14 protein-coding genes are annotated in these 23,551 nt (G+C 69.9%); 5 read left to right on the top strand and 9 right to left on the bottom strand.

Annotated elements, in window-relative coordinates:
* The 7 genes from ACFWP3_RS10095 to ACFWP3_RS10125 all read right to left on the bottom strand — a co-directional run bounded on the left by ACFWP3_RS10095 (position 1) and on the right by ACFWP3_RS10125 (position 12,533).
* On the bottom strand, positions 1 to 375 hold the full coding sequence (locus tag ACFWP3_RS10095; protein WP_361762034.1) for an ectoine synthase: 375 nt from the start codon (positions 373 to 375) through the stop codon (positions 1 to 3).
* Positions 372 to 1,220 carry a tryptophan synthase subunit alpha gene (trpA, locus tag ACFWP3_RS10100; protein ID WP_384218320.1) on the bottom strand — a complete coding sequence of 283 codons (849 nt, stop codon included), beginning with the start codon at positions 1,218 to 1,220 and terminating at the stop codon, positions 372 to 374. Before trpA ends, ACFWP3_RS10095 begins: the two co-directional genes overlap by 4 nt.
* Complete coding sequence (locus ACFWP3_RS10105; RefSeq protein ID WP_384218322.1) at positions 1,213 to 2,283, bottom strand: anthranilate phosphoribosyltransferase; 1,071 nt, start codon at positions 2,281 to 2,283, stop codon at positions 1,213 to 1,215. Before ACFWP3_RS10105 ends, trpA begins: the two co-directional genes overlap by 8 nt.
* Before the next feature lie 2 nt (positions 2,284 to 2,285).
* A complete protein-coding gene (locus tag ACFWP3_RS10110) occupies positions 2,286 to 2,549 on the bottom strand; it encodes an acyl carrier protein (protein WP_384218325.1) in 264 nt (87 codons plus the stop codon).
* Position 2,550: 1 nt separating this feature from the next.
* On the bottom strand, positions 2,551 to 4,053 hold the full coding sequence (locus ACFWP3_RS10115) for an AMP-binding protein (RefSeq protein WP_384218327.1): 1,503 nt from the start codon (positions 4,051 to 4,053) through the stop codon (positions 2,551 to 2,553).
* A gap of 630 nt (positions 4,054 to 4,683) precedes the next feature.
* On the bottom strand, positions 4,684 to 5,109 hold the full coding sequence (locus ACFWP3_RS10120; RefSeq protein ID WP_384218330.1) for a hypothetical protein: 426 nt from the start codon (positions 5,107 to 5,109) through the stop codon (positions 4,684 to 4,686).
* Between the two features lie 35 nt (positions 5,110 to 5,144).
* A complete protein-coding gene (locus ACFWP3_RS10125; RefSeq protein ID WP_384218332.1) occupies positions 5,145 to 12,533 on the bottom strand; it encodes a ricin-type beta-trefoil lectin domain protein in 7,389 nt (2,462 codons plus the stop codon).
* 467 nt (positions 12,534 to 13,000) lie between these two features.
* Between ACFWP3_RS10125 and ACFWP3_RS10130 the strand changes: the two genes are divergently transcribed.
* The 4 genes from ACFWP3_RS10130 (at position 13,001) to ACFWP3_RS10145 (ending at position 17,716) form a co-directional block, all read left to right on the top strand.
* Positions 13,001 to 16,240, top strand: coding sequence for an FG-GAP-like repeat-containing protein (locus ACFWP3_RS10130; RefSeq protein WP_384218335.1), 3,240 nt, complete (start codon positions 13,001 to 13,003; stop codon positions 16,238 to 16,240).
* 170 nt (positions 16,241 to 16,410) lie between these two features.
* On the top strand, positions 16,411 to 17,142 hold the full coding sequence (locus tag ACFWP3_RS10135) for a GntR family transcriptional regulator (protein ID WP_384218337.1): 732 nt from the start codon (positions 16,411 to 16,413) through the stop codon (positions 17,140 to 17,142).
* Between the two features lie 162 nt (positions 17,143 to 17,304).
* Complete coding sequence (locus tag ACFWP3_RS10140; RefSeq protein ID WP_384218340.1) at positions 17,305 to 17,514, top strand: hypothetical protein; 210 nt, start codon at positions 17,305 to 17,307, stop codon at positions 17,512 to 17,514.
* Positions 17,507 to 17,716 carry a hypothetical protein gene (locus ACFWP3_RS10145; protein ID WP_384218342.1) on the top strand — a complete coding sequence of 70 codons (210 nt, stop codon included), beginning with the start codon at positions 17,507 to 17,509 and terminating at the stop codon, positions 17,714 to 17,716. The genes ACFWP3_RS10140 and ACFWP3_RS10145 overlap by 8 nt, the downstream gene beginning before the upstream one ends.
* 17 nt (positions 17,717 to 17,733) lie before the next feature.
* Here ACFWP3_RS10145 and ACFWP3_RS10150 read toward each other — a convergent pair whose 3' ends face one another.
* Complete coding sequence (locus ACFWP3_RS10150) at positions 17,734 to 19,059, bottom strand: hypothetical protein (RefSeq protein WP_384218345.1); 1,326 nt, start codon at positions 19,057 to 19,059, stop codon at positions 17,734 to 17,736.
* Positions 19,060 to 19,202: 143 nt separating this feature from the next.
* Between ACFWP3_RS10150 and ACFWP3_RS10155 the strand changes: the two genes are divergently transcribed.
* Complete coding sequence (locus ACFWP3_RS10155) at positions 19,203 to 20,432, top strand: RNA-guided endonuclease InsQ/TnpB family protein (RefSeq protein WP_384218347.1); 1,230 nt, start codon at positions 19,203 to 19,205, stop codon at positions 20,430 to 20,432.
* 63 nt (positions 20,433 to 20,495) lie between these two features.
* Here the strand turns inward: ACFWP3_RS10155 and ACFWP3_RS10160 are convergent, their stop codons facing one another.
* Positions 20,496 to 23,531 carry an SNF2-related protein gene (locus ACFWP3_RS10160; RefSeq protein ID WP_384218350.1) on the bottom strand — a complete coding sequence of 1,012 codons (3,036 nt, stop codon included), beginning with the start codon at positions 23,529 to 23,531 and terminating at the stop codon, positions 20,496 to 20,498.
* Positions 23,532 to 23,551 lie beyond the last annotated feature (20 nt).

The raw sequence follows: 23,551 nt of genomic DNA on the forward strand, positions 1-23,551 counted from the left end.
TCAGTAGTGGGAGTACTCGGCGGAGTCCAGGTTGTGGACCTCGTCGCCGCGCAGGGCGGGCGTGAACATGCAGACCAGGCGCAGGTCCTCGTGCGGGGAGGCGACCAGCCAGTGGGCGTCGTGGCGGTCGAGCGCGTAGAGGGTGCCCGGGGTGATGGGGTGGGAGTTGCCGGCGGTGTCGATGACCTCGCCGCTGCCCTCGATGCAGTAGCAGCTCTCCATGTGGTTGCGGTACTCCAGGCGGGACTTGGTGCCCGCGCGCACGATGGTGTCGGTGACGGTGTAGCCGACCCCGTCCTGCTGGGTGAGGAAGCGGCGGCTGAGGCCGTTGCCCCAGTCGACGGTGGGAACCTCGTCGAGCTTGCGGACGATCATGAGTGGGTCTCCTTTGCGTCTGGGTCGGGCAGGCGGACGGTCCCGCCGGCCGTGCGCAGTTCCCGTACGAAGGAGGCGAACTCCTCGACGGGGTCGCGGCCCTGGGTGAGAGCCGCTTCGATACGGGCCACCCCGGCGCTGCCGACCACGGCGGCGTCGGCGCCCAGGCCGGCCAGGTGCGCGATGTCCCCGGCCGTCTTGACCCCGAAGCCGACGGCGACGGGGGCGTCGCTCGCGGCGCGCAGAGTGGCCAGCGCCCGGGAGAGCCGGGCGGGGTCGGGGGCGGCGGAGGTGCCGCTGCGCCCGTAGTGGGCGACCAGGTAGAGGTAGGCGGTGGCGTGCCGGGCCGCCTCGGCCACGGCCTCGGGGCCCGAGACCGCGTAGCAGGTGGTGACCAGGGGCAGCCCGGCCCGGTGCGCGGCCTCGTAGTGGGCGGTGCGCAGCCGCGGCGGTACGCCGTGCAGCAGCAGCCCGTCGCAGCCGGCGTCGCGTACGGCGGCCGCGAAGTCCTCGGCCGCGGTGCCCCGTACGGTGTGGCTCCAGTCGGCGAGCAGCGCGATCTTCAGCCGGCGCAGGCCCGGGCGGATCCGGGCCACCGCGGCCAGGGTCTGCTCCAGGCCGGCCCCGGTGGCCAGGGCCCGGTCGGCGGAGCGGCGCACGACGGGGCCGTCGGTGACGGAGTCGGGGAACGGGACGGCCAGTTCCAGGCAGTCGACCTCGTTCTCGTCGAGCATCGCGGCGAGTTCGGGCAGCCGCTCCAGCGGCGGGTCCCCGGCGTTGAGGAAGACCGCGAGGCCGGGCCGGCCGGGCCGGCGGCGGGCGAAGAAGGCGTCCGGCTCAGGCATGGACGGCCGCCCGGGTCCGCAGCCGCTCCAGCAGCGCGAGCGCGCCCCCGTCGTGGATCACCGCCCGGGCGCGGGCCAGTGCCTCGTGCCAGTCGCCGGTGGTGTGTGCGGCGACGGTGAGGGCGGCGGCGTTGAGGCAGACCGTGTCCTCGGCGTCGCGGGTCCCCTCGCCGCCGAGGACGGCGAGGAAGTACGCCACCGGGTCGGCGCCGCGCGGGCGCAGGCCCTCCAGGGTGCCGGGGCGCAGCCCGAGCAGGGCCGGCTCGAGGGTGAACTCGTCCTCGCCGCCGGGCTCGTAGGAGTGGACCCGGTTGGCGGCGCAGCCGAGGAGCTCGTCGGCGCCCGGGTCGTTGGCGGCCAGCCACACCCGGCGCCGGGCCGTGCGGGCGGTGTGCGCGGCGGCGGTGCGCAGCGCGGGCGCGAGGCGTGCGTCGGAGACGCCGGTGACCTGCGCGGAGACCGGCATGTCGGCGAGGAAAGGGCCGAGCGCGTTGATGCAGCGGCCGAGCCCGCGGATGTCGAGGGGCAGGACGGTGCGGGCCAGCAGGGCCAGTTCCGCCGGGTAGACGAAGGGTCCGGCGAAGGCGATGCCGCAGCCCTCCAGCGTCTCGTGGGTCTCCTCGTACGAGCGGGTGAGCGGGATGCCGAGGCGTTCCAGCAGGTCGACGGAGCCCATCGAGGAGGTGTAGGCGCGCGAGCCCGTCTTGACGACGGGGGTGCCGGCCGCGGCGGCGACCAGCGCGGCCGCGGTGGAGATGTTGAAGGTGGCCGGGCCGCCGCCGGTGCCGACGATGTTGACCGCGCCGTCGAAGGCGCCCGGGCCGGTCCCCGCGCGGCCCCTGTGGCCCGGGCGGCGTTCGGCGAGCGAGTCGAGCAGCGCGGTCAGGGTGGTGCGGCCGGGCATCGCGGTGGAGAGCGAGGCGAGCAGGGCGATGGCCTCGCCCCGGCGCAGCCCCCGCTCGTGCTGGGCTCCGCGCTCGTGCAGGGCGTCCCAGAACGAGCGCCACAGGGGCAGGTCCACCGGCCGGTCCTGCCCGATGACGGCGGCGACGGCGTCGTGCATGGTTACGCGGCCTCCGCCTGCTGCCGGGACGCGTCCGTGATGAACTCGTCGATGGCCGCGACCGACCGGAAGAACTCCGGGTCCAGGTCGAACTCGTCGGTGTTGATGTGGTGGACCTCCTCCAACCACGCGATCACCTTGAGCAGGCCGAGGCTGTCGACCACGCCGTTCTCCAGGAGGTCGAGGTCCGCGTCCAGCTCGCCGGCCGGAACGTCCGGCAGGAACTCGCGGACCATGAATTCCTGGATGGCCTGGATGCGTGACATGTCAGTTCTCCTTGGTGAAGTGGGTTCGGGCGACCTGGTCGCGGTCGACCTTGCCGGTCGAGGTCCGGGGCAGCGGGGCGTCGGTGATCCGCAGGACCGAGGGGACGGCGGCGCGGGGCAGGCCCCGGGCCAGGTGCCCGCGCAGGGTGAGGCTGTTGAGGCCGGAGCCGGGCGCCCGGCGGGCCACCGCGTGCAGCAGCCGCCCGGCCACCGGGTCGGGCAGGGCGACGACGGCCGCCTCGAGGACTCCGGGGTGTTCGAGCAGGACGTGCTCGGTCTCCTGCGGGTTGATCCGCACGCCGCGCACCTTCACCTGGAAGTCGGTGCGGCCGGCCAGCCGCAGCGTGCCGTCGCCGTCGCGGGTCACGAGGTCGCCGCTGCGGAACCAGCGGCGGCCGTCGGCGCCGGCCGGATGGCCGGTGAACACGGCCGAGCCGGCCGCGGCGCCGAGGTAGCCCTCGGTCTGGAAGGGGGTGCTGACATAGAGCTCGCCGGTGCCGGGGCCGTGGAGCACCCCCTGCTCGGCGTCGACGAGCAGGGCGCCGACGCCGGGCAGCGGGGAGCCGAGCGGGAGCGGCAGGGCGGGGTCCTCGGCGCCGGTCAGCTCGTACAGGAGGCTGTCGTTGGTCTCCGTGCAGCCGTAGAGGTTGTACAGCCGGGCGCCGGGCAGCAGCCCGGGCAGCTCCGCGCGCAGCGGTGCGGGCAGGGCGTCGCCGGTGGACAGCGCGTGCCGTACGCCGGGTACGGCCGTGCCGCGCTCGCGGGCGGCATCGGCGAGCAGCCGGTAGAAGAGGGGGACGGCCTGGACGATCTCGGGCCGGTGGCGCAGCAGCAGGTCCAGCAGGTAGCCGCCCTGGGCGGCCCGGTCGGTGTCGGTGAGCACGACGCGCCCGCCGTGGGCGAGCGTGGCCCACACGTCGAGCAGGCACAGGTCGAAGTTGAGCGGTGCGTGGTTGAGGACCGTGGTGCCGGGGCCGATGCCGAAGGAGTCGGCGGCCCACCGGGTGAACCGGTGGACGGCTCCCGCCGACAGCGGCACGATCTTGGGGGTGCCGGTGGAGCCGGACGTGGTCAGCAGCAGAGCGGGAGCGCCGTCCGAGAGCGGCGCGGCGTCGGCGAACCGCGGCCCGGCACCGGACTCCTCGAAGGGCTCGTCGAGCGGGGCGAGGACGTGCTCCACGCCCGCCTGGGCGTACAGCCGCGCGGTGACCTCGGCGCCGAGCTGCGGCGAGGACAGCAGTACGGGGCGCCGCTCCAGCAGGGCGGCCAGTACGAGGGCGATGACCGCCGGAGTCTTGACGGCGGACACGCCCAGCGGTGCGCCGGCCGGGACGCGCGCGAGCCGGGCCCGCTCGGCGTCCGCCCGGTGCAGCAGGGCGCCGTAGCCGATCTCCTGGCCGCGCCACACCAGCGCGGGCGCCCCGGGGCGGCGCCGGGCCTGGTCGAGGATGCCGTCGGCGAGGGAGCGGGCTGCGCGGACGGCCGTGGTACCGGCGCTCTTCACGGGCCTGGACTCCTTCCGGTCCTCACGATCGAACCTCTCGTCCCGATCGTGGTTTCGGCGACTGGAGGATCATCGGAGTCCCGCTGGCGGCCCGTTCGCAGGTGGGGCTATTGATCAGAAACTCAAAGGGCTCTCGTCGAGGGTGCAGCGGACCCAGGCCCGCGGGCTTGACAAACACAGAGGCACCCAAGGGCACCGACCACTCGGTTCACAGCCGTGAACACCTGGCTGCGGTCGCAGCCGAACTGAACGGCCGCCGACGCAAAACTTCTTTCCACCACACGTCAGTGATCACGTGTTGCGACGATCCCTATTGAACCGAAACTCTTCGAGTTCCTTGCTGAAGCACCGTGACCTGCAGTGATGCTTCCGCGGACGGGGTAGACCAAGGGTTTTCGGATCAACAGCACCGCCAACGCCCGACCTCTCTTGAGCTCAGGTCCGCGCTGTCGACGCCACGTGATCGGTCTGGACGGCGCAGCCGGCGGAGGTGGTGCGCGTCAAGGCGGCACCGCGGCGAAGTCGGTGATGACCTTGCCGCCACCGCTGAAGCCCTGCCACACGCCCTTGCAGTAGGGCTTCAGCGGTGCGATCCCTGCGGCATAAGCCGCGAAAATCCTGACCTACGGGTCAGAATGCCAGCTCGTCAAAAGCCGGGCGCCATGGGCCGAGCCCATGGAATCCACGGAGGGCCGCTTCGACGACGGCAGGAGAAAATGATTTCTGGAGCTTCATCCCGCTCGCCCGCTCCGGAGAAATCGAGGCTCCCAAATTTCCATGCACATCCTGAATTCGGTATTCTCCAGGCGGCTCAACCCAAACCTTGTATTCGGGAGTCGGAATCCCGTTAACCACTTCTTGATTCCCGATGATTGGCCACGTGCCGTCCTTGATTCGGATGTCCATGGTCTCCAGAAGGAAGATTGGCGTGCCGAGTTCGAGTAGCTCCGTGTCGCGAGAGTCGTCGACATTCAGGAGATCGGAGAACACTGCTAGCAGCACATTCCCGCGCAGCTTCTCGATTACCTGCGCCAAGGCAATCTGCCGGCCGGTCACCGAGATGGCGATAATATCGCCGTTTCTATATTTCCCTAGCATACGGTCCCTCCGGCAGCTTTGTAGCGGGTATCATTCATCTGCACTCGACTGTTCTCAAGAACACTTCCAGGCACGGCCTTTTTCCCGCCGCCGGCGCGCATCCAGCTCTCCTCTAGGACGTCAAGATCTTGCCCAGGGTTTGCCCTGCCGAGGACTTCAAATGTGAACGATTTGTTGGGATAGTCCTTCGCATGCTCACGCTGGCGCTTCAAGTATCGATCCCAACTCTTTGCTTGACCGACATACTCCTCGCCGGTAATCAAATCAGTCCTCAGGTATATGACGCCTGGAGGAGTGGGCGGAATGGGAGTCGTATTGTGTACGAGAACCGGGGTCCGGCCCGCCAGCACATAGTACGTGTGGAGGTCGGCGACAGTGAGGTTGTGGGTTTCGTTCGCGGTTCGGTACGTGCGGGTCTGGGCGATGACTGCTTGTGAGCCATCGTCCGCGCGGAGGGTGGTGCCGGGTGTGAGCTCTCCGGCGTCCTTCCAGGACTGGTCCGATTCGGACCAGAACGGGTGGTGGTCGGTTGTGGTGATGGTGTTGACGCCGTCAGCGGTCTGGATGACGAGGTCTACATACTCTTTATCATCTTCAGTGAAGATAGTGGCTGTGACTGCTTTGGCCCCGGTTTCACCGGTTTCGGGGTCAGTGGCGAGTACTTCGTCGCCGGTCTTCAGCTCCTCGATGGGCTTGCTGGTTCCGTCTGCCAATTGGACCTCGGTGCCCGCTATGAAGCTGTTGCAACCTCCCTTGCCGCGGAGCAAGCCGGGACCTCCTCCGGCTCCGGTCTTTCCGTGTGCCCAGAGTGCACCAAGGAACCCAGGGATTTGGTACGCATCTGCTTCGGTGTTGACGCCTTGGCCGGCAATCCAGTTGTCGAATGAGCCGCCGTAGTCACACCCGGGAGCGCCAGCGCCGCCATTCCAGCAGTCACCATCCCCCAGCACGCCGCCGAATAGCGATGACGCGTGTGCGACGCTGCTGATGATTCCGTAGAAGGCTTGATCGACGAAGGTGGAAGTGACCTTCGGTTTCTGCTTCTTCTTTTGCTTGTCCTTATATCCCTGGATCAGGTTTTTGCCAAGTTGCTTCTTTATGTTGAATCGGGCCGGCGCATGTGTCTGGTAGTACCGTCGTTGACTAGACTGCCCGCCCCAGTTCGAGTACTCGATCTCGTTGGCGTTGGATGCGGTGATGACGGTGTTGCCGTTGCAGTTGTAGAGGGTGCCGCATTCTTCGCTTTTGAGGCCGCTCGGGTCCCAGTTGGTGATGGGGTTGCCGTTGGCGTAGGTGTAGCCGTTCATCTGGAGGGGGTCGGTGATGTCGATGATGGGGTCGACAGTGATGAAGCGGCCGGTTTGGGGTTCGTATTCACGGGCGCCGATGTGGGTGAGCCCGGTCGTGCTGTCGTCAGTGCCGACGCCGAGGAAGGTGCGGTCGCCGGGCCAGTTCGGGGGCTGGGTGCCGCGGGGGTTCCCGTACGGGTCGGTCTTCCGACGGATGACGGCCTGGCCGTCCTTTTGTTCGACGCTGGTGGTGGCGGTGTTGTGGTGGTCGGCCAGTTGTTGGGACAGGGTGTGGCCGGTGGCTTTGCCGTTGGTGCGGCGGATGGTGGTGGGGGCGCCGGGGCTGCTGTAGTAGCGGACGGTGTCGAGGGCTTGGCCGGCTTTGTTGACGGTGATCTCGGTTTCACCGAGGTAGAGGGTGCGTGAGCTGCCGGTGTCCTGGAGGACGCGGTTGCCGGAGGCGTCGTAGAGGTAGCTGGTGGTGTTGCCGAAGTTCCACTGCTGGGCGGTGGTGGGGGCGGGGCTGGCGCAGGGGTAGAGGTCGAGGTCGTTGCCGTCGGCCGGGTTGTCATTGGGGACGGTCAGGCACTGGTTGGTGCCGGTGACCAGGGACTTGTGGGTGGCGTTGTAGGTGAACTTCTGGGTGGTCCTGCCGTCACACGGGTGCAGGCGTGCCTTGTTGCCGTCGGCGGTGAGGCACTTGCCCAGGGCCTGGATGGTGTCGCCGGTGATGCGCCATTGCTGGGGCTTGGTCTCGTTGCAGGTCAGGAGCTGGACGGGGGTGCCGTCGGCGGTCTGGCCGTCCTGGACGTCGAGGCATTTGCCGGCCAGACCGGTGACGGCGACGGAGCCGATGGAGCCGGGGGTGGTGGCGGACTGGAGTTTGCTGCTGCGGTCCCAGTTCAGGGTCTGGGTGTCGCCGTCGATGGTCCGGGTCTTGGTGTTGCCGGCCTGGTCGTAGGTGTACGCCGACAGGGAGTCGATGGTGGAGCCGGCGGTCTTGGTGGTCTTGTTGACCTTGGTCAGGGCGTGGGGCTGCTTCTTCGGTGACGGCTGGGGCCCGCCGATGTCGACGCCGTAGGTGTAGCCGGTGACGTCGTCGAGGTTGCTGTCGGCGGGGTCGCGGTCGGTGAGCTTGGTGCGGTTTCCGATCGTGTCGAACTCGTAGTCCTGCCAGTAGGCGTCAACCGGGAGGGCGGATCCGATGTCGGAGCGGGCGGGGCCTGCGGGGCTGGTGGGGCAGCCTGCGGTTTTGCCCGTCCAGGCTCGGGTGAGCTGGCCGACGTTGTCGTACGTGTAGCACTGGCGGTCCACCAGGAGCGGTGAGTCCTTGGTGGCGGTGGGTCGGGTGTCGGGCTGGGCGTCGGTGATGGAGGTCGGGTTGCCGACCGTGTCGTAGGTGTAGGTGAGGGACGACAGGAGGTGGGACTGGGAGTACGGGTCGCGGGTTTCGCGGTGGCTTTCGGCTGTGGTGACCCGGCCGGTGTGGGGGTCGTGGGTGTTGGTGGTCCACACGCGGTGGGGTGCGTTGCCGGTGGCCGTGCGCAGGACCTCGCCGAAGGGGCTGTAGACGGTGTCGGCGGTGTACCAAGTCAGCCCGGACATGGTCTGCACCATGCCGTCCTTGTTGTACCGGGTGATCAGCTTCTCGGCCGCGAGACCGCCGGCGGTGGCCGGGAGGGTCGTCGACTGGACCTTGCCGGTGGGTGTGTAGGTGGTGCTGTAGGCGTAGGTGCCGGCCAGGCCCTTGGTGGTCTGGGCGTTCGGCAGGTCGGGGATGGTGATTTTCGAGCCGGTGGGCCGGTACTCGCTGTCGTAGCCGGTGACCTCGCTGCTGTAGAAGCGGCCTTCGCCCCAGTTGCGGGTGGCGGAGACGGGCTGGCCCTTGGCACCGGGGAGGGTGTCGTAGGTCCAGGTGGCGACGAGCCACCCGGTGGTGGGGTTGTCGTTGCGCAGTTCGGTCTTGCGGCCCAGTGCGTCGTACTTGGTGTGCTGGGCGAGCCCGTAGACGTTGGTGGCCGTGATCTGCTGGTCGAGGTTGTTGTAGGCGAACGTGCTGCTGCCCATGTCGGGGTCGGTGGATGAGGTCATCCGGCCGCGGGTGTCGTAGGCGTAGGTCCAGTTGTTGCCGGCGGGGTCGGTGACCTTGGCGAGCTTGCCCCGGGCGTCGTACTCGTACCGGGTCTTGGTCGTCGCGGGATTGTTGGCCACCGATGGGTCGACGTCCGTGGCGGCCGTGGAGGTGTAGTGCTCGACCATCGTGGTGCGGTTCAGGGCGTCGGTGCTCGTCTTGACCGCGCGGCTGCCGGGCAGCGGCGTCGCCCCGGTGGCGGACATGGCGCTGCGTGTGAGGGTCCAGTCGCCGCCGTACTGGGTGGTGGCGGAGTGCTTGTCCGTGCCCTTCTCGACGGTGGTGGTGCGTATGGCGCGGCCGAGGCCGTCGTAGGCGGTCCGGGTGGAGTTGTGGACTTCGGTGTTTGAGGCGGGGACGAAGAGTTCCGTGTCCAGGGCGCCTTCGGCGAGGTAGGCGTTGTTGGTCTGCTCGACGGTTCCGTTCGCGGAGTGGAGGGTGTCGGTGATGACGCGTACGCCGCCCGGGCCTTCGGTCTGGGTCTGGCGGGGCCGCAGGAGGCCGTCGTAGATCGCGATCGAGGTGCTGTAGGTGCCGTCGTCCTTCAGCGCACGGGTGGTGACGGCCGGCTTCTTCTCCGCCTCGATCTGGTAGTCGAACGTGTAGGCCGGGCTGTCGGCGGGCTTCTGCGACGGGGTCCAGACCTTGGTGCTGCGGCCGAGCTCGTCGTAGGCGGTGGTGACCTTGCGGCCGTTCGCGTCGGTCGCCTCGAGGACACTGCCGCGGGCGGGATCCAGCTTCGTGCTCACCGTGTGCCCGAGAGCATTGGTCGCCGTGACCGTGAACGCGGGTCCGGTCGCGGGGTTGAACGTCGTGGTCGACGGGTTGCCGAGCGCGTCGTACGTCTTGATCGTGCGGCCGAGCGCGTCGTACTCGCTGCGCCCGGAAGTGATCCAGCCGGTGCCCGCCCCGTCGAGGCTGTCGACCTGGTACGGCAGGCCCTTGGTGGGGGCGGTGCCGAAGGCGTTGACTGCGTCGTAGGAGGTACGGGCGGCGCTCAGGACGGTTCCGGCCTTGATCCCGGCTTCCGTGCAGTCGCCGGTCGTCTCACTGACTTCGGCGGGCAGGCCGATCAGGTTGCTCGCGGTGTTGTGGACGTAGGTGGGCTTGCTGCAGGCCTGCTTGACCAAGGTCCAGGCGCCGCTTCCGGTCCTTTCCTTGACCGCGGTCTGCGTGGTCTGCGGCAGGCCGTAGGCGGCGTCGTAGGTATGGTCGGTGCGCACCATCCGTGACTTGCCGCCGCTGACAGCCTGGATCTCCTCGGTGTACTCGACGCCCGCGCGGTACGCCTCGACCTTTCGCCCCGCGTCGTCGATTCTGGCGCGGCTCGCAGTGGGTGCGCCGGAGTCCAAGGGCCGGGTGATGTGGCGGTTCTCGACGCGGCGGTCTTCGGCCCTGTCGCCAGCCTTGCTGTAGGTGATGGTCTCGGCGACCTGGCCCTGATAGCGGGGCTTGTCCTCGCCGAGGTCGGTGCCGGTGGAGTCCTTGACAGTGACCGTGTTCCCAGCGGTGGACAGGCCGCGGAAGTAGCGGGTGTGGGTCTGGGACTGCTCGGTCGCGGTGGACTTGCCCTCGTTCTCGGTCTTGCCCGTTGTGGTGAGAACACTGCCGTAGCCGCGCCACTGGCTGTAGGTACGCAGTTCCGGCTTGCAGAGCTCGTCGTCGTCCTTCGCCCAGGCCGCGCCGCCCTCGTAGGTGTACGTGGTGACGACATCCGGCTGCTGGGCGACGCGGTCCCTCTCGGCCACGCGCTCCACGACGTACTTGTTGAACACCTCCGTGGGTGTCTTCTCCGGCGCCAGGTCCGGGTCCGGCGACCAGCGGACCGGGAAGCAGCGGCTGGTGTTCTTCGCCGGATCCGGGATCGTGGTGCCGAGGTCGCAGGGGGCGGAGTAGGTGACGTGGATGTCGCCGCCGGTCTCGGTGCGGATCGTCTCCACCCGGAGACGGTCGAAGTCCGGGGCGGCGTCGGGCTTGCCGGTTACCGGGTCCTTGGGCTTGACGACGCGGTTGGGCATGTCCTTGCCGTTGGCAATGAAGGACACCTCGGGAAGCGTCTCGCCGATCTCGCTGTTCGAGGGGCTGTAGCCGGTGCGGGTGATGGAGTCCAGCCACAGCGGGGGGCTGGTGTCGCTGCGGTGCTTGGGCAGTGACTGCTTCAGCGCCCACTGGTCGACCTTGGTCAGGGCTGTGGAGCCCTCGGTGCGCTGACCGTGAGTGGTGACGGTCTTCAGGCGCATGCGCGACCAGAAGGTCGGCGAGGCGATGTCGCAGCGAGTGGCGGCCATCTTGCAGTGCAGGGAGCTGGGGGTGTCCCACCACCCGAGCGCGTTCTTGGTGCCGAACTGGGCGTCGTCGCAGTTGGAGACCTCCGCGAAGCACCGCTGCTCCACGCCGAACTCGACGCGGCCGGCCGGGGGTCCGTTGAGGTTGTTGGCGCGCAGGCCGTAGAGGATGCGGACCGGGTAGCCGCCTCGGGTGTAGCCGACCTTGGTGGCGTCCTTGTCCTCGTACTTCTCGTTCTTAGCGTAGCGGTTCTCTTCCTTCTTCCAGTCGATGATCATGGCGTTGCCGTGGACGTCCTCGACGTAGTCGAGGTTCCAGCGCCATGCCTGCTGGCAGGAGGAGTTCGCGTACACCGTGGTGTAGCAGGGTTCGTCGGGGTGGTTGCCGAAGACCGGGACGGTGAAGACGGAGTCGGTGACGTTCTGCGGTGAGGTGCCGTCGCCGTGGGTGCCCACGTTGTGGCGGCCGTAGTGGTAGCGCATGCCGTCGCGGGTGGTGACGACCCAGTACTCGTCGTTGCGCGCGCCGTTGCCGTTGCCGCCGCCGGACTTGAGTTCGACCCGTGAGCCGTCGTCGGAGGCGGGAACCCACTTGCCGGTCGCCGTGTCGCGGACGAGTTCGGTCGTCGACCCGTTCAGGGAGAGGACGACGTTGTCACCGGCCCAGCACAGGTCGCCCTTCTTCTTGTCCGTGGTGTTGTCGTTGTTCGGCTTGCCCTTGGACGAGGCCTTCAGGTCCTCGGAGCACGTGCGATAGCGGCGCTCGATGAAGCCCGGGCTGTAGTCCCAGCCGTCCCCGATCCATGACGCCTGCCCGTTGGTCACCGACGTCCTGCCGTCCACCGACTGGGACGAGTACGAGAACGCGATCGAAGGGGTCGGGCCTGCCGGGGCGGGCGGCACGGTCAGCGGGTAGGTCCAGGAGAACCCGCCCCCGCTGCCGCCGGCCGTCCAGTTCCCGGAAGCGGACAGCGACGTGGCCTTGTACGTACCGCCGGCACCCGCCCCGCTGTCTGAGGCGACCAGCACCGTCTGGGCACTGCCACCGGTCATCGTGTGCATGCCCTGAACAGGAGCCGCGGCCGGGTTCAGGGTTGCGATGACGCGCTTCTTGCCGGGTTCGTTCGAGCTGGGGACGTCCGTGGACACGTCGCATCCGGCAGGCCGGGGCACGTCGAGGAAGCAGGCAGGGAACTGCCGAAGCTTCAGGCGCGAGGACCACTCGGTGCCGTACAGGTCTTCGAACTTCGAGTAGTCCAGCGCGACGTCGACCGGGTTCACCGCGTCGGCCGGGGGCGTGATCTTGATCATGGCGCCGTCGATGCCTGCGGCCTCGGTCGTGGCGCGGTCCGAGACCGCAGCCGACCAGGTCCCCGACGGAGCGGTACCCGTGTTCTCGACCTTGCCGATGCTGACGGGCAGCGTGCCCACCTGGGTGAACTCGGCACCAGCGGCCAGCGCGACACTGCCGGAGCCACCCGCCGGCAGCGCCACTGCGGTCGGCGCATAGGGGTCAGGCAGCGTAGGCGGATCCCCCAGCCACCCTTCCAGCTGCGCGGAGGCGACCTCGTCGCGCTTCGCCTTCAGGTCCTTCTGGAGGCCTGGCAGGGCGACGCCGGTGCGGTCGCCTGGTGGCGCTGCCCAGGCTTGGACGGGCAAGAGTGTTGCGCTCAGCACCACGGAGAGTGTGATGCCGGTGCGCCCGGCGAGGCGCGCGCGTTTCGCGCGTGCCTTTCTGTTTCCGGGCAGGCGGAAATTCGCCGTGAACGGCGACATGTGGACCCCCCACGCTCTGCCGTCGCGGCCGAGGGCACACGACCGGCAGGAAACTGACAATTAGCAGCTGATTCTGCGGCCGGTGAGCCTGAAAACCAACGGTTCCGATATCCGGTGTGGGCTTTCTCACCTTACCTGCCACATAGGGTGGGGCAATCACTGCAAATAGCACCGAACCGCATGGGTGGGGGGCAGGTTTAGGGGGTGCAGATGTCGGTGGGATGGTTCATGCTCGGCTCGCACCCATATGCGTGAAAGGGCCTGCTGGGGAGTCGGCCTTTCATGTGTTGCTCGGCCTGTGGCCGAAATTCGATTTGTGAGTACCGAGGGCTGCTGAGTTGTGTGCCCGAGGGGGGAGAAGTACGCCTGTGTCTGTCAGCGAATCCGTGGACGAAAGTCCGCCAACTAGATCTCCGGAAAAGGAAGTTGCCGCCGTTCCGGTAACGCGCTGGTTCAGACGCCGCCGGACGCTGGGCGGTCTGGCCGCCCTCCTCGCCGCGGCGGTAGCGCTGCCGGTCGGCGTGCACGTGGCGGGGGACGAGAAGCCGAAGGCCCGTCAGGCCGAGCAGGCGCCGATCGCCGAGCCGGAAGCCCGGCGTCTGGCCGCGGCCTCCGGCAAGGAGGTCGAGGTCACGGCCGCCCGCAGTGCGAACACCACGACCTGGGCGCGGCCTGACGGTACGTACCGCAAGCAGGTCTTCAGCTCCGCCGTCCGTGCGCAGGTCGACGGTGGTTGGAAGCCGATCGACACCACCCTCCACAGGGTGGAGGCCGGGTACGCGGCGAAGGCCGTCAACGGCCGAGTCGTCTTCAGCGCCGGATCCAAGCAGCACGCCGCCGACGCAGGCGGCCAGCGGGCTTCTCGCTCGGTCACCCGTGTCGCGCTGCGGCAGGACACGCCGGGTGAGGTGTGGACTGAGCTGGTCCGGCTGAACACCGCCGGCCACGACATCGTCGTCTCCTGGCCCGGAACCCTCCCCGAACCCGTCATCGACGGCCCGCGCGCCCTGTACGAGAACGTGCGCCCCGGAGTCGATCTGGTGATGACCGCGCAGGACGGCGGCTACTCGCATGTCCTGGTCGTCAAGGACCGCCAGGCCGCCGCCGACCCGCTGCTCGGCCAGCTGAAGTACCGGCTCGCCTCACCCGACCTCACCTTCCGCCTCGACGCGGAATCCGGTGCGGTCAGCGCACGCAACGCGCAGGACGAGGAAGTCGCCGGTTCGCCGACCCCGATGATGTGGGACTCCAGCGGCAAGGTCGCCACCACCGACAACGAGCCCGCCTGGCAGCCCACCGAGAAGGCCGCACAGCACCCCACCCTCGGCCTGTCCGGGCTGGCCGGTGCGGAAGGCGCGCGTCTGAAGCCCGCCAAGCCCGCCCTCACCGAGAACACCCTGGCCATCACCCCCGACAGCGGTCTGCTGACCGCGCCGGAGACGGTGTACCCGGTGTTCATCGACCCCTCCTTCAAGGGCCACAAGCACTCCTGGACCCTGCTCTACAAGACCGAGGGCAACTCGAGCTTCTACAACGGGCAGAACTACAACGCGAGCGGCACCAACGAAGCGCGCGTCGGCTACGAGTCCACCACCGGCGGCACCTCCCGCTCCATCTTCAACTTCGACTTCGGCGGTTCGCTCCACGGCGCCGGCATCATCTCCGCCAGCGTCCGCGCCCTGCAGACGTACTCGTGGTCGTGCGAGCAGAAGCCGATGGACATCTACTCGACCCCCTACATCACCTCCTCGAGTACCTGGAACAGCACCAACAACGGCACCTACTGGAACCGCAAGGTCGCCACCGAGCTCGCCGGCTACGGCTACAACAGTTCCTGCCCGGACAACTGGATCGCCCCCGACATCAAGGGCCTGGTCGCCGAGGCAGCCGCCAGCGGCTGGGGCGCCCTGTCCCTCGGCTTCGCCGCGCCGAACGAGTCGGATTCCTGGTACTGGAAGAAGTTCATCGCCAATGGCGAGACCGCCCCGTACATCGAGGTCAAGTACAACCACCCGCCGGACACCCCGACCGCGGCGAACATGCAGACCACTCCCGGCGGCCGCTGCCTGACGACGAGCCCGGGCACCGGTATCGGCAAGACGAACATCACCTTCCAGGTCAAGGCCAGCGACCGCGACGGCCTCGACACCATCGACAAGGTCCAGATCGAGGTTTGGAACACCGTCACGGGCGCCCAGGTCTACAACGACTGGCATGAGCCCAACAGCGACGGCGTCGTCTTCCACGAAGTACCCCTGGATGACTTTGATTCGGGCGTCACCTACCAGTGGCTGTCCCGCGTCCGTGACAAGGACGGGTGGGGATCCGGCAGCGGACCCAACGACTCCGGGGGCGGTGGCTGGTGCACCTTCACCGTCAGCCACGTCGTCCCGCCCAATCCTGCCGTCTCCTCCGCCGATTTCCCGGAACCCGGCGACAACCACACCGAGTGGAGCGCGAACCCGGCCGGCACACCTGGCCAGAGAGTCCTGTTCAGCGGCAATGGCGCGAAAGTCGCGGATATCCGCGAGTACCAGTACAGCCTGAACCGGCCCCTCTTCGACAAGAAGGCCGAGCTGACCCTGAACGGCGCGGACAAGGCTTCCGTCGTGCTCCAGGTCGATACGGCCGGGCCCAACATCCTCTACGTCCGTACCGTCAACAAGTACGGAAACGTCTCCCCCCAGACCACCTACAAGTTCCTGGTCAGCCCCCGGGCCGGCCTGGACAAGCCCGGCGACGCCACCGGCGACGGCCACCCTGACCTGTTCGCCATCGACAAGGAGGGCAACCTCCGCACGTACGGCGGCGACGCCACGGGGGACACCGACGTCCACATCCCCGGCGCCGTCCAGGACGGCCTGCCCGTCGCTGCCGGCTACTGGAAGACCGGCGCCAACGGCAAGCCGGCGCTCATCGGGCACTCCACGGACTGGTTCCCCGGCGACGGGCTGACCGACCTCATCGCCCGGATGCCCGACGGCAAGCTGTACATCTACCCGGGCATCGGCACCGGACAGTTCGACGTGGCCCGTCGCACGGAAATCCTCCTGCCGCCCGGCGCACCCGACCCGGCGACGTTCCGGCAGATCATCGTCACCGAGGACGTCGACGGCGACGGCCTGGCCGACATGTTCGCCCTCGACGCCGACAGTCTCTGGGCGTTCTCCGGCTACACCGGATCCAGCTTCACCAGCCACACCAAGATGGCCGGCGTGGTTTGGGCACCGCGCGACCTCATCGGCGTCCGTGACGTCTCCGGAGACAAGGTCCCCGACCTCCTCTTCCGCGACAACGCCAACGCGAACGCCGGAATCCTCCTGCGCAAGGGCAAGCCGGGCACCAACGGCGGCGTCGACCTCGCCTCCCTCGCCGCGTCAGCCAACGCAGCAGGCGGGGTGGACTACACCTACGCCACCACCGGCTGGGGCCGCACCGCCATCCCCATGATCCTCGGCACAGCCGACGCCACCGGCGACGGCATCCCCGACATCTGGGCGGTCGACAACCTCGGCAACCAGTGGCTGTACCAGGGCGGCACCGCCACCCTCGGCCCCGCCTCCGGCCGCGACGAAGACAAATGGAACGAGTTCCTCACCATCGGATAGCCGTCTGTCACACCGTCAAACCAAGCGTCAAGAGGCCGGCCGGGATCTCCGGCCGGCCTCTTCTCGAATCAGGCGCAAAGGCTTTAGTGCGTCCGGCGGGGGCTTGACCTCTACGCGCGTCAGGGCACAGCATGACCACTGGACCAGTCCACTAGTCATGGGGATAGCCAATGGCACTGCCCAAGTACGACCAGATCGCCGCCGACCTCCGAGGCCGCATCGTCCGCGGCGAGTTGGCACCCGGCGCCGCCCTCCCGTCGGAGCGTGAACTGACGGAGCGCTGGAGCGTCTCCCGCTCCACCGTCGTCAAGGCCTTGGATGTACTGCGACAGGAAGGTCTGGTGGAGACCCGCCAGGGCACCGGCTCTACCGTCCGCGAGCGCACACCACTTGCTCGCAGCGCGGGTGAGCGCTACGCCACCGCCCTGGCCACGGGCCAGATCTATACCGCAGGCGAGTACGCCGAGATCGTCGGCGCTGAGACCGTACCGGCCCCAGACGACGTGGCCGCCGGCCTCGGGATCGAAGCGGGCGAGCCGGTGGTGCGCCGCGATCGCGTGACGTTCGAGGGTGAGCGGCCGGTCGCCACGTCGACGAGCTGGTTCACGATGGCGGTGGGGCAGGCGGCGCCCCGGCTGCTGACGCGCGAGCGGGTACGTGAGGGCACCACGCGATATGTCGAGATGCAGACCGGGCGGGTGCCGCACACGGGGCGGGACTGGTGGACGGCGCGGCTGGCGACGGATGCGGAACTGGCCCTGTTGCAGATGGAGGGCCCGGAGGCGGTATCCGAGGTCCGGCATGCGGTGTATGACGCGCAGGGTGAGGTGCTGGCGTACGAGGTGGGCGTGAATCCTGCGGGGCGCTGGGCGCGGACGGAGGAGTACACGATGGGCGAGTGATCTCGTTCCGCTGGGAGGCCCCCGCTGTTTCGGACGCACCATCAGCGTCCGAAACAGCGGGGGCCTCTTTCGTGCACCCCTCTTGACCTGACTGGTCCACCGGTGGACCATTCATGTGCAGGCTGCTACGTCAGCGGTACACCGAGTGACAGAGGGATCGCCATGCCCGACCTCAAGTGCGACTCACCGCCCAGGCCCGCCTACCCCCCGGGCCGTGAACGCTCCGCCCGCGCCGTACTGGGCCTCGACACCCCGGACACCCCGGGCGTCGGCATCGCCGCAGTGCGTCAGCCCAGCGCCGAACTCCTTGACCGTGCGCTGGTCGGCTTCGAACGCTTCATCACCAGCGGCGAGGCACAGACCGATGAGTGAGCGGTACGAGTACGTTCCGCACCGGCTGCTCCATCGGCAGGTGCGCGACATCGCCTCCGGTGCCGAGGGCGAGCTGATGGCGGTCGTCAACGAAAACGTGTCGGACTCGGTCGTTCATGAGCACTGGGTCGAACTCGCCTACATCCGTGTCTCCTCCGGCCGCGAGATTTCCACCGCTGTTAGCAACGTCGAGCCGGCCTGATGCGCGAGTTTGCGGATCTATTCTCGGGCCGTGTCCTCCTCCAGGAGTCCGGCGAGGACCAGGGCCTGTTCGGTGTCGGGCGGTCCGGCCGGCCACCACTGGCCCGCGCGCTCGCGGTACGGGTACCAGCGCCCGTCCCGGCCGCGCCGCAGCTGGAGGCCGCGGCCGGTCAGCGTCCAGTGGTTGCCGGACACCTCCAGCCCGGGCAGTTCCTCGCCCTCCCAGGCGGCCGCCAGGGCCGTACGGGCCCGCGCGGTCTCCTGGGCCGGCGGATCCCAGGCCTCCTCCAGCGTGCGCAGGCCGGCCGCGCCGCCGTGGCGCCAGGCCTGTGCGGCCCGCTCCAGTTCGGCCGCCCGGTCCGAGGCCGCGCGCAGCCGTTCGGGCACCCGCGGGTCGGGGTGGGTGGCGGCGAGCCGTACGGTGTCCTGCCACGGGTCCAGGGGGGCGGGCGGCTCGGCGGTGATGCCGTGGGTGTACGCGAGCAGGGCGCGGGCCCGTACGGCGGCGTCGGCGACCAGGCGCTCCAGCGGGTCCGCGGCGATCCCGGTGACCGCCTCGGCGTCCTCGGCCGGGGTGGCGGGCGCGGGCATCGGCGGCAGCGGGGGCAGGGGCACGGCGGGGCGGGCGTAGGCCTCGGCGGCGGGGGTGCCGCGCAGCGGCGGGCCCGCGGTGTCGGGTGCCGCGCCGGAGTCCCCGTCCTCCCCGTCCCCTTCGCCGCCGTCGTCTTCCGGGTCCTCGGACTCGTCCATCGACATCATGGCCCGCAGCATCAGCACCGAGCCCAGCTCCTGCGCCGCCTCCTCGGCCTCGCGTCCGCGCACGAACAGCAGCAGGCCCGGCTCCTCGTCCAGCAGCCACGAGAACTGGTAGGCCAGCGCGACGGCGTGCGCACACGGATGGTCCGGGTCGTCGCAGTCGCAGTCCGGCTCCAGGTCCCCGTAGCCGGGCAGCAGCCCCAGCCGGGCGTCCTCGGCCGCCTCCAGCAGATCGGGCGGGAGTTCACCCGCGAGGAGCGCCTCGGCCTCGGCGGGCCGGTCCGCGGTCTTCTCCCACAGCGCGTCCCACTCCTCGTCCTCGAACACCCGCAGGGTCAGCTCGGCGGCGTACGGGCCGTCCTCTGCGCCGTGGACCTGGGCCGCGATCCGGCCGGGGCTGACGGTGAGCGGGCCGATCCGGCCCGAGCGGGCCAGGGTCCGGCCGCGCTTGAGCGGGTCCTCCTCGGGCCAGAGGTCCTCGACGGCCTGCCCGAACTGTCCGCCCCACCAGGACTTGCCGCGCGCCCGGCCGCCCTTGCGCGCGGCGAAGGCGGCGAACCCCCGTGCGCTGTCGTGTCCTTCGGCCATCACCAGATTTCTCCCAGGCCGCAGCCTTCAGGCCGGAGAGGAATGGGTCCTTGGGGGGCAGGCGCGGAGCGCCAGAGGCCGGTTCGCATCTGGTCTGACCTGTGCTTTCGGTTGTTGTCAGTAGTGGGGGATAGATTGTTGGGATGACTGCGACTCCGACGGCGGGGGCTGCCGGGCATGCCCGGTGGACCTTCCGCCTGCGTGTGTCGTCCACCGCGCTCGCGCTGCTCAACGCGGAGTGGAACCGGTGCCGGTGGGTGTGGAACGAGTGCTGCACGAAGTCGAAGCAGACACACCTGTGGAACAAGGACCGGCCTGAAGGGACGGACAAGCGCACCTGCGGCCCAGCCCAGCTCGACAAGATGCTGACAGAAGCCCGTACCAGAAACACATGGCTTCGCGAAGGGTCCTCGGTTCCGCAGCAGCAGTTGATCCGGGATTTCGGCAAGTCCCGTGCCAAGGCGCAGAAGGACATCAAGGACCGGCTGCCCATGGCGCAGCGGGCGGGGATGCCGAAGTGGAAGAAGAAGCGGGAAGCGCTGCCGTCCCTCAACTACACCAAGCGGGGTTTTCGGTTGAAGGACGGGAGACTGCACCTGGCGGGCGGGATCTCCTTGACGGTGGTGTGGTCTCGGGACCTCCCCGCTGAACCGTCCAGCGTGCGTGTCTTTCAAGACAGTCTCGGCCACTGGTACGCGAGTTTTGTTGTCCCCGCCGAGATCGAGCCGCTTACCGAAACCGACGCGGTGATCGGCATCGACTGGGGAGTGAAGGAGACCGCGACCACTACCAGCGACGACCACGACCTCCCGCACGCCGAGCACGGCAAGAAGGCCGCAGTCGGCCTCGCGCACTACCAGCGAATCATGGCTCGCCGGAAACCGGCGAAGAACAAGCCCGGTTCGAGGGGCTACCGAGCGGCGAAGAAGCGAGTCGCGAAGCTGCACAAGAAAGTGGCCCGGCAACGCCAGGACACCGGCCGTAAGTGGGCCAAGTCCGTCGTCCGCGACTTCGACCAGATCGCGGTAGAGGACTTCCGTCCGAAGTTTCTCGCCAAGTCCACCATGGCCCGCAAGGCGGCCGATGCGGCGATCTCCGCGACGAAGGCGGCCCTGGTCGAGATGAGCCGCAAGCACGGCCGGACCGTGCACCTGGTACACCCCGCGCACACCACCATGGATTGCGCGCAGTGCGGAGCGAGAACCAAGCACGCACTCCCCCTCTCAGAACGAACTTATACCTGCACCACGTGCGGAGCCGTGTCCCCCAGGGACAAGAACTCCGCCCGCGTGATGCTAGTCCGGGCTGGTCTCAACCCGGCTGGTGCTGAGGGCGCAAGACCACGTGGGGCGCTGCCCCGCGTGGCTGCCTGAGCCAGAAATCCCCAGATCAGTCCTGGAGGGTGAGAAATTGACTCCCTTCAGGGAGGGGAGGATTCAAGTGCTCCTCAGCTCGACCAGGTTCGCCAGCTCATCGTTGCCGAGCGTGCTCAGCGCCTGCTCGCCGGAGCCGAGTACGGCGTCGGCGAGCTCCTGCTTGGACGCCAGCATCGCGGCGATCCGGTCCTCGATGGTGCCTTCGGCGATCAGCCGGTGGACCTGCACGGGGCGGGTCTGCCCGATCCGGTAGGCGCGGTCGGTGGCCTGTGCCTCGACCGCCGGGTTCCACCAGCGGTCGTAGTGCACCACGTGGTCGGCGCGGGTCAGGTTGAGCCCGGTGCCCGCCGCCTTGAGCGAGAGCAGGAAGACCGGCACCTCGCCGTCCTGGAAGCGGCGCACCAGCTCCTCGCGCTTGGGCACGGGCGTCCCGCCGTGCAGCAGCTGCGCCGGTACGCCCCGCTCGCGCAGGTGGGCCTCCAGCAGCCGGGCCATGGCGACGTACTGGGTGAAGACGAGGACGGCCCCGTCCTCCGCCGTGATGGTGTCGAGGAGTTCGTCGAGCAGCTCCAGCTTCCCGGAGCGGCCGGTGAGCCGGACCGCGCCGGCCTCCTGGTCCGCGGCCTCCTTCAGGAACTGCGCGGGGTGGTTGCAGATCTGTTTGAGGCCGGTGAGCAGTTTCAGGACCAGGCCGGAGCGGGCGATGCCCTCGGTGGACCGGATCTCGGCCATGACCTCGCGTACGAGCTTCTCGTACAGGGCGCTCTGCTCGCCGGTCAGGGCGACGGGACGGTCGGTCTCCGTCTTGGGCGGCAGTTCGGGGGCGATGCCCGGGTCGGACTTGCGGCGGCGCAGCAGGAAGGGCCGTACGAGGCCGGCGAGCCGGGCCGCGGTGTCCGCTCCCTCCTCGGCCGTGACGGCTCCGGTGCGCTCGGCCTCGATCGGGGCCATCCAGCGGCGGCGGAAGTGCCCGTACGTGCCGAGGAGTCCGGGGGTGGTCCAGTCGAGGACGGCCCACAGCTCGGAGAGGCTGTTCTCGACGGGGGTGCCGGTCAGCGCGACCTTGGCACCGGCCGGGATCCGGCGCAGGGCGCGGGCGGTGGCGGAGGCCGGGTTCTTGACGTGCTGGGCTTCGTCGGCGACGGCCATGCCCCAGGTGTGGGCGGCCAGCAGCTCGGCGTCCAGGCGCATCGTGCCGTAGGTGGTGAGGACGAAGCCGCTGCCGGCGCCGTCCAGGCTGCGTCCGGGGCCGTGGAAGCGGCGTACGGGGGTGCCGGGCGCGAACCGGCCCACCTCGCGCTCCCAGTTGCCGAGAAGCGAGGCCGGGCAGACCACCAGGGTGGGGCCCTGGCTGCGCGGGTCCTCCTGGCGCAGCAGGTGGAGCGAGATGAGCTGGACGGTCTTGCCCAGGCCCATGTCGTCGGCGAGGCAGCCGCCGAGGCCGAGCGAGGTCATCCGGTCCAGCCAGCGCAGTCCGCGCAGCTGGTAGTCGCGCAGGGTGGCGGCGAGGGCGGCGGGCGCGGCGGTCTGCTCGTCGCCGCCGTCGGGTTCGGCGAGGCGGGCGCGCAGGGCGACCAGCCAGGGTCCGGGGACGACGGGGACCTGCTCGCCGGCGATCTCGGTGAAGCCGCCGAGGGCGACGGAGAGCGCCTCGATGGCGGTGAGCGGCTTCAGTTCGCGGGTACGGGCCTTGCGGGCGAGCTCGGCCGGTACGAAGACCCAGCGGTCGCGCAGCCGCAGCACCGGGCGGCCCTCGTCGGCGATCTTGGCGGTCTCCTCCTCGGTGAGCGGCTCGCCGTCCAGGCGCAGCTGCCAGCGCAGGTCGACGGTGCCGTCTCCCATGAACGCGCGCAGGTCGGCCGGGGGTTCGCGGTCGGCGCCGACCAGGGCGTGGGCGCTCAGGCCGCGGGCTCCGTCGGCCGGCCAGTGGACGTCGACGCCGTGGGCGCGCAGCCGGGCTCCGGCGTCGCCGAGCAGCGCGGTGGTCTCGCGGTCGTCGAGGACGGTCTCGCGGGGCACCGGGAGCAGCCGTTGCAGGGGCTCCCACACGCCGGCGGCGCGGCGTACGGCGAGGACGGTGTCGGTCTGGGCGCGGGGGCCCAGGGTCCCCGGGGCGCCGTCGAAGAGCTCGGCGGCGGCCAGGGACACGGTGGGGTCGGCGAGGCTCGCGACCCGCGGTTCGATCCGTACGCGCGGTTCGGCGTCCCCGTCCCCGTCGCCGTCGCCGTCGCCGACGACCACGCGCAGGGAGACCCGGACGCCCGAGTCGACGCCCTGGGAGATCTCCTCGGCCCAGGCGCGCAGTTGGGGCACGTGCTGGGGGGTGGTGGCCGCGAACGCGGCGCGGCCGGTGGCGGTCTCGGCGGCCGGGGTGCGCGGCAGCACGTCGGCGACGGCGTCGAGGAAGGCCCGCAGGACGGTGTCGGCCTCGGGCAGCAGCCCGGAGCCGGGGGCGACGGGCAGGGCCAGCGCCTCGGGGGGCGCCGCGGCGGCCAGGGCGCGCAGCCGCAGCACGTCGTCGGGGTCGTAGGGGCCGGTCCGCCAGGCGTCGTAGCCGCCGGCGGAGACGCCGGGCAGGAGCCGTTCGCGGGCGGCGAGGTGCAGGGCGAGGGCGAGGGCACCGCCCCAGAACGCGGCGGCCGGGTGGACCGGGCCGACGGGAACGGGGGCGGTGGGGACGGGGCCGGCGACGGGAACGGGGGCGGCGGGAACGGGGGCGGTGGGGACGGGCCCGGCAGCGGGGACGGGGGCGGCGGGGACGGGGGCGGTGGGGACGGGCCCGGCGGCGGGGACGGGGGCGGTGGGAACGGGGGCGGTGGGGACGGGCCCGGCGGTCAGCCGCTCCTCGTGGGCGCGGCGGGCGTGGGCGAGCACGGGCAGCGCGTCCGCCAGGGCGAGGCGGAGCACCGGCAGGGCGCGCTCCCCGTCGGCGGTGAGCAGGACGGCCTCGCCGGCCCGGCCGCCTGGCACGTCCGGCGGCGGGGATCCGTCCGGGTTCCACAGCAGGACGTGGCCGGTCCGGGCCGGGTCGCCCGGCTCGAAGACGGCCGCGCACCGCGCCAGGAGTCCGGCCTGTTCACGCGCAATCCACACCATGCGTCCGTTCCTCGGTCGTT

This window comes from Streptomyces sp. NPDC058525, from assembly GCF_042719495.1.
GTDB lineage: Bacteria > Actinomycetota > Actinomycetes > Streptomycetales > Streptomycetaceae > Streptomyces.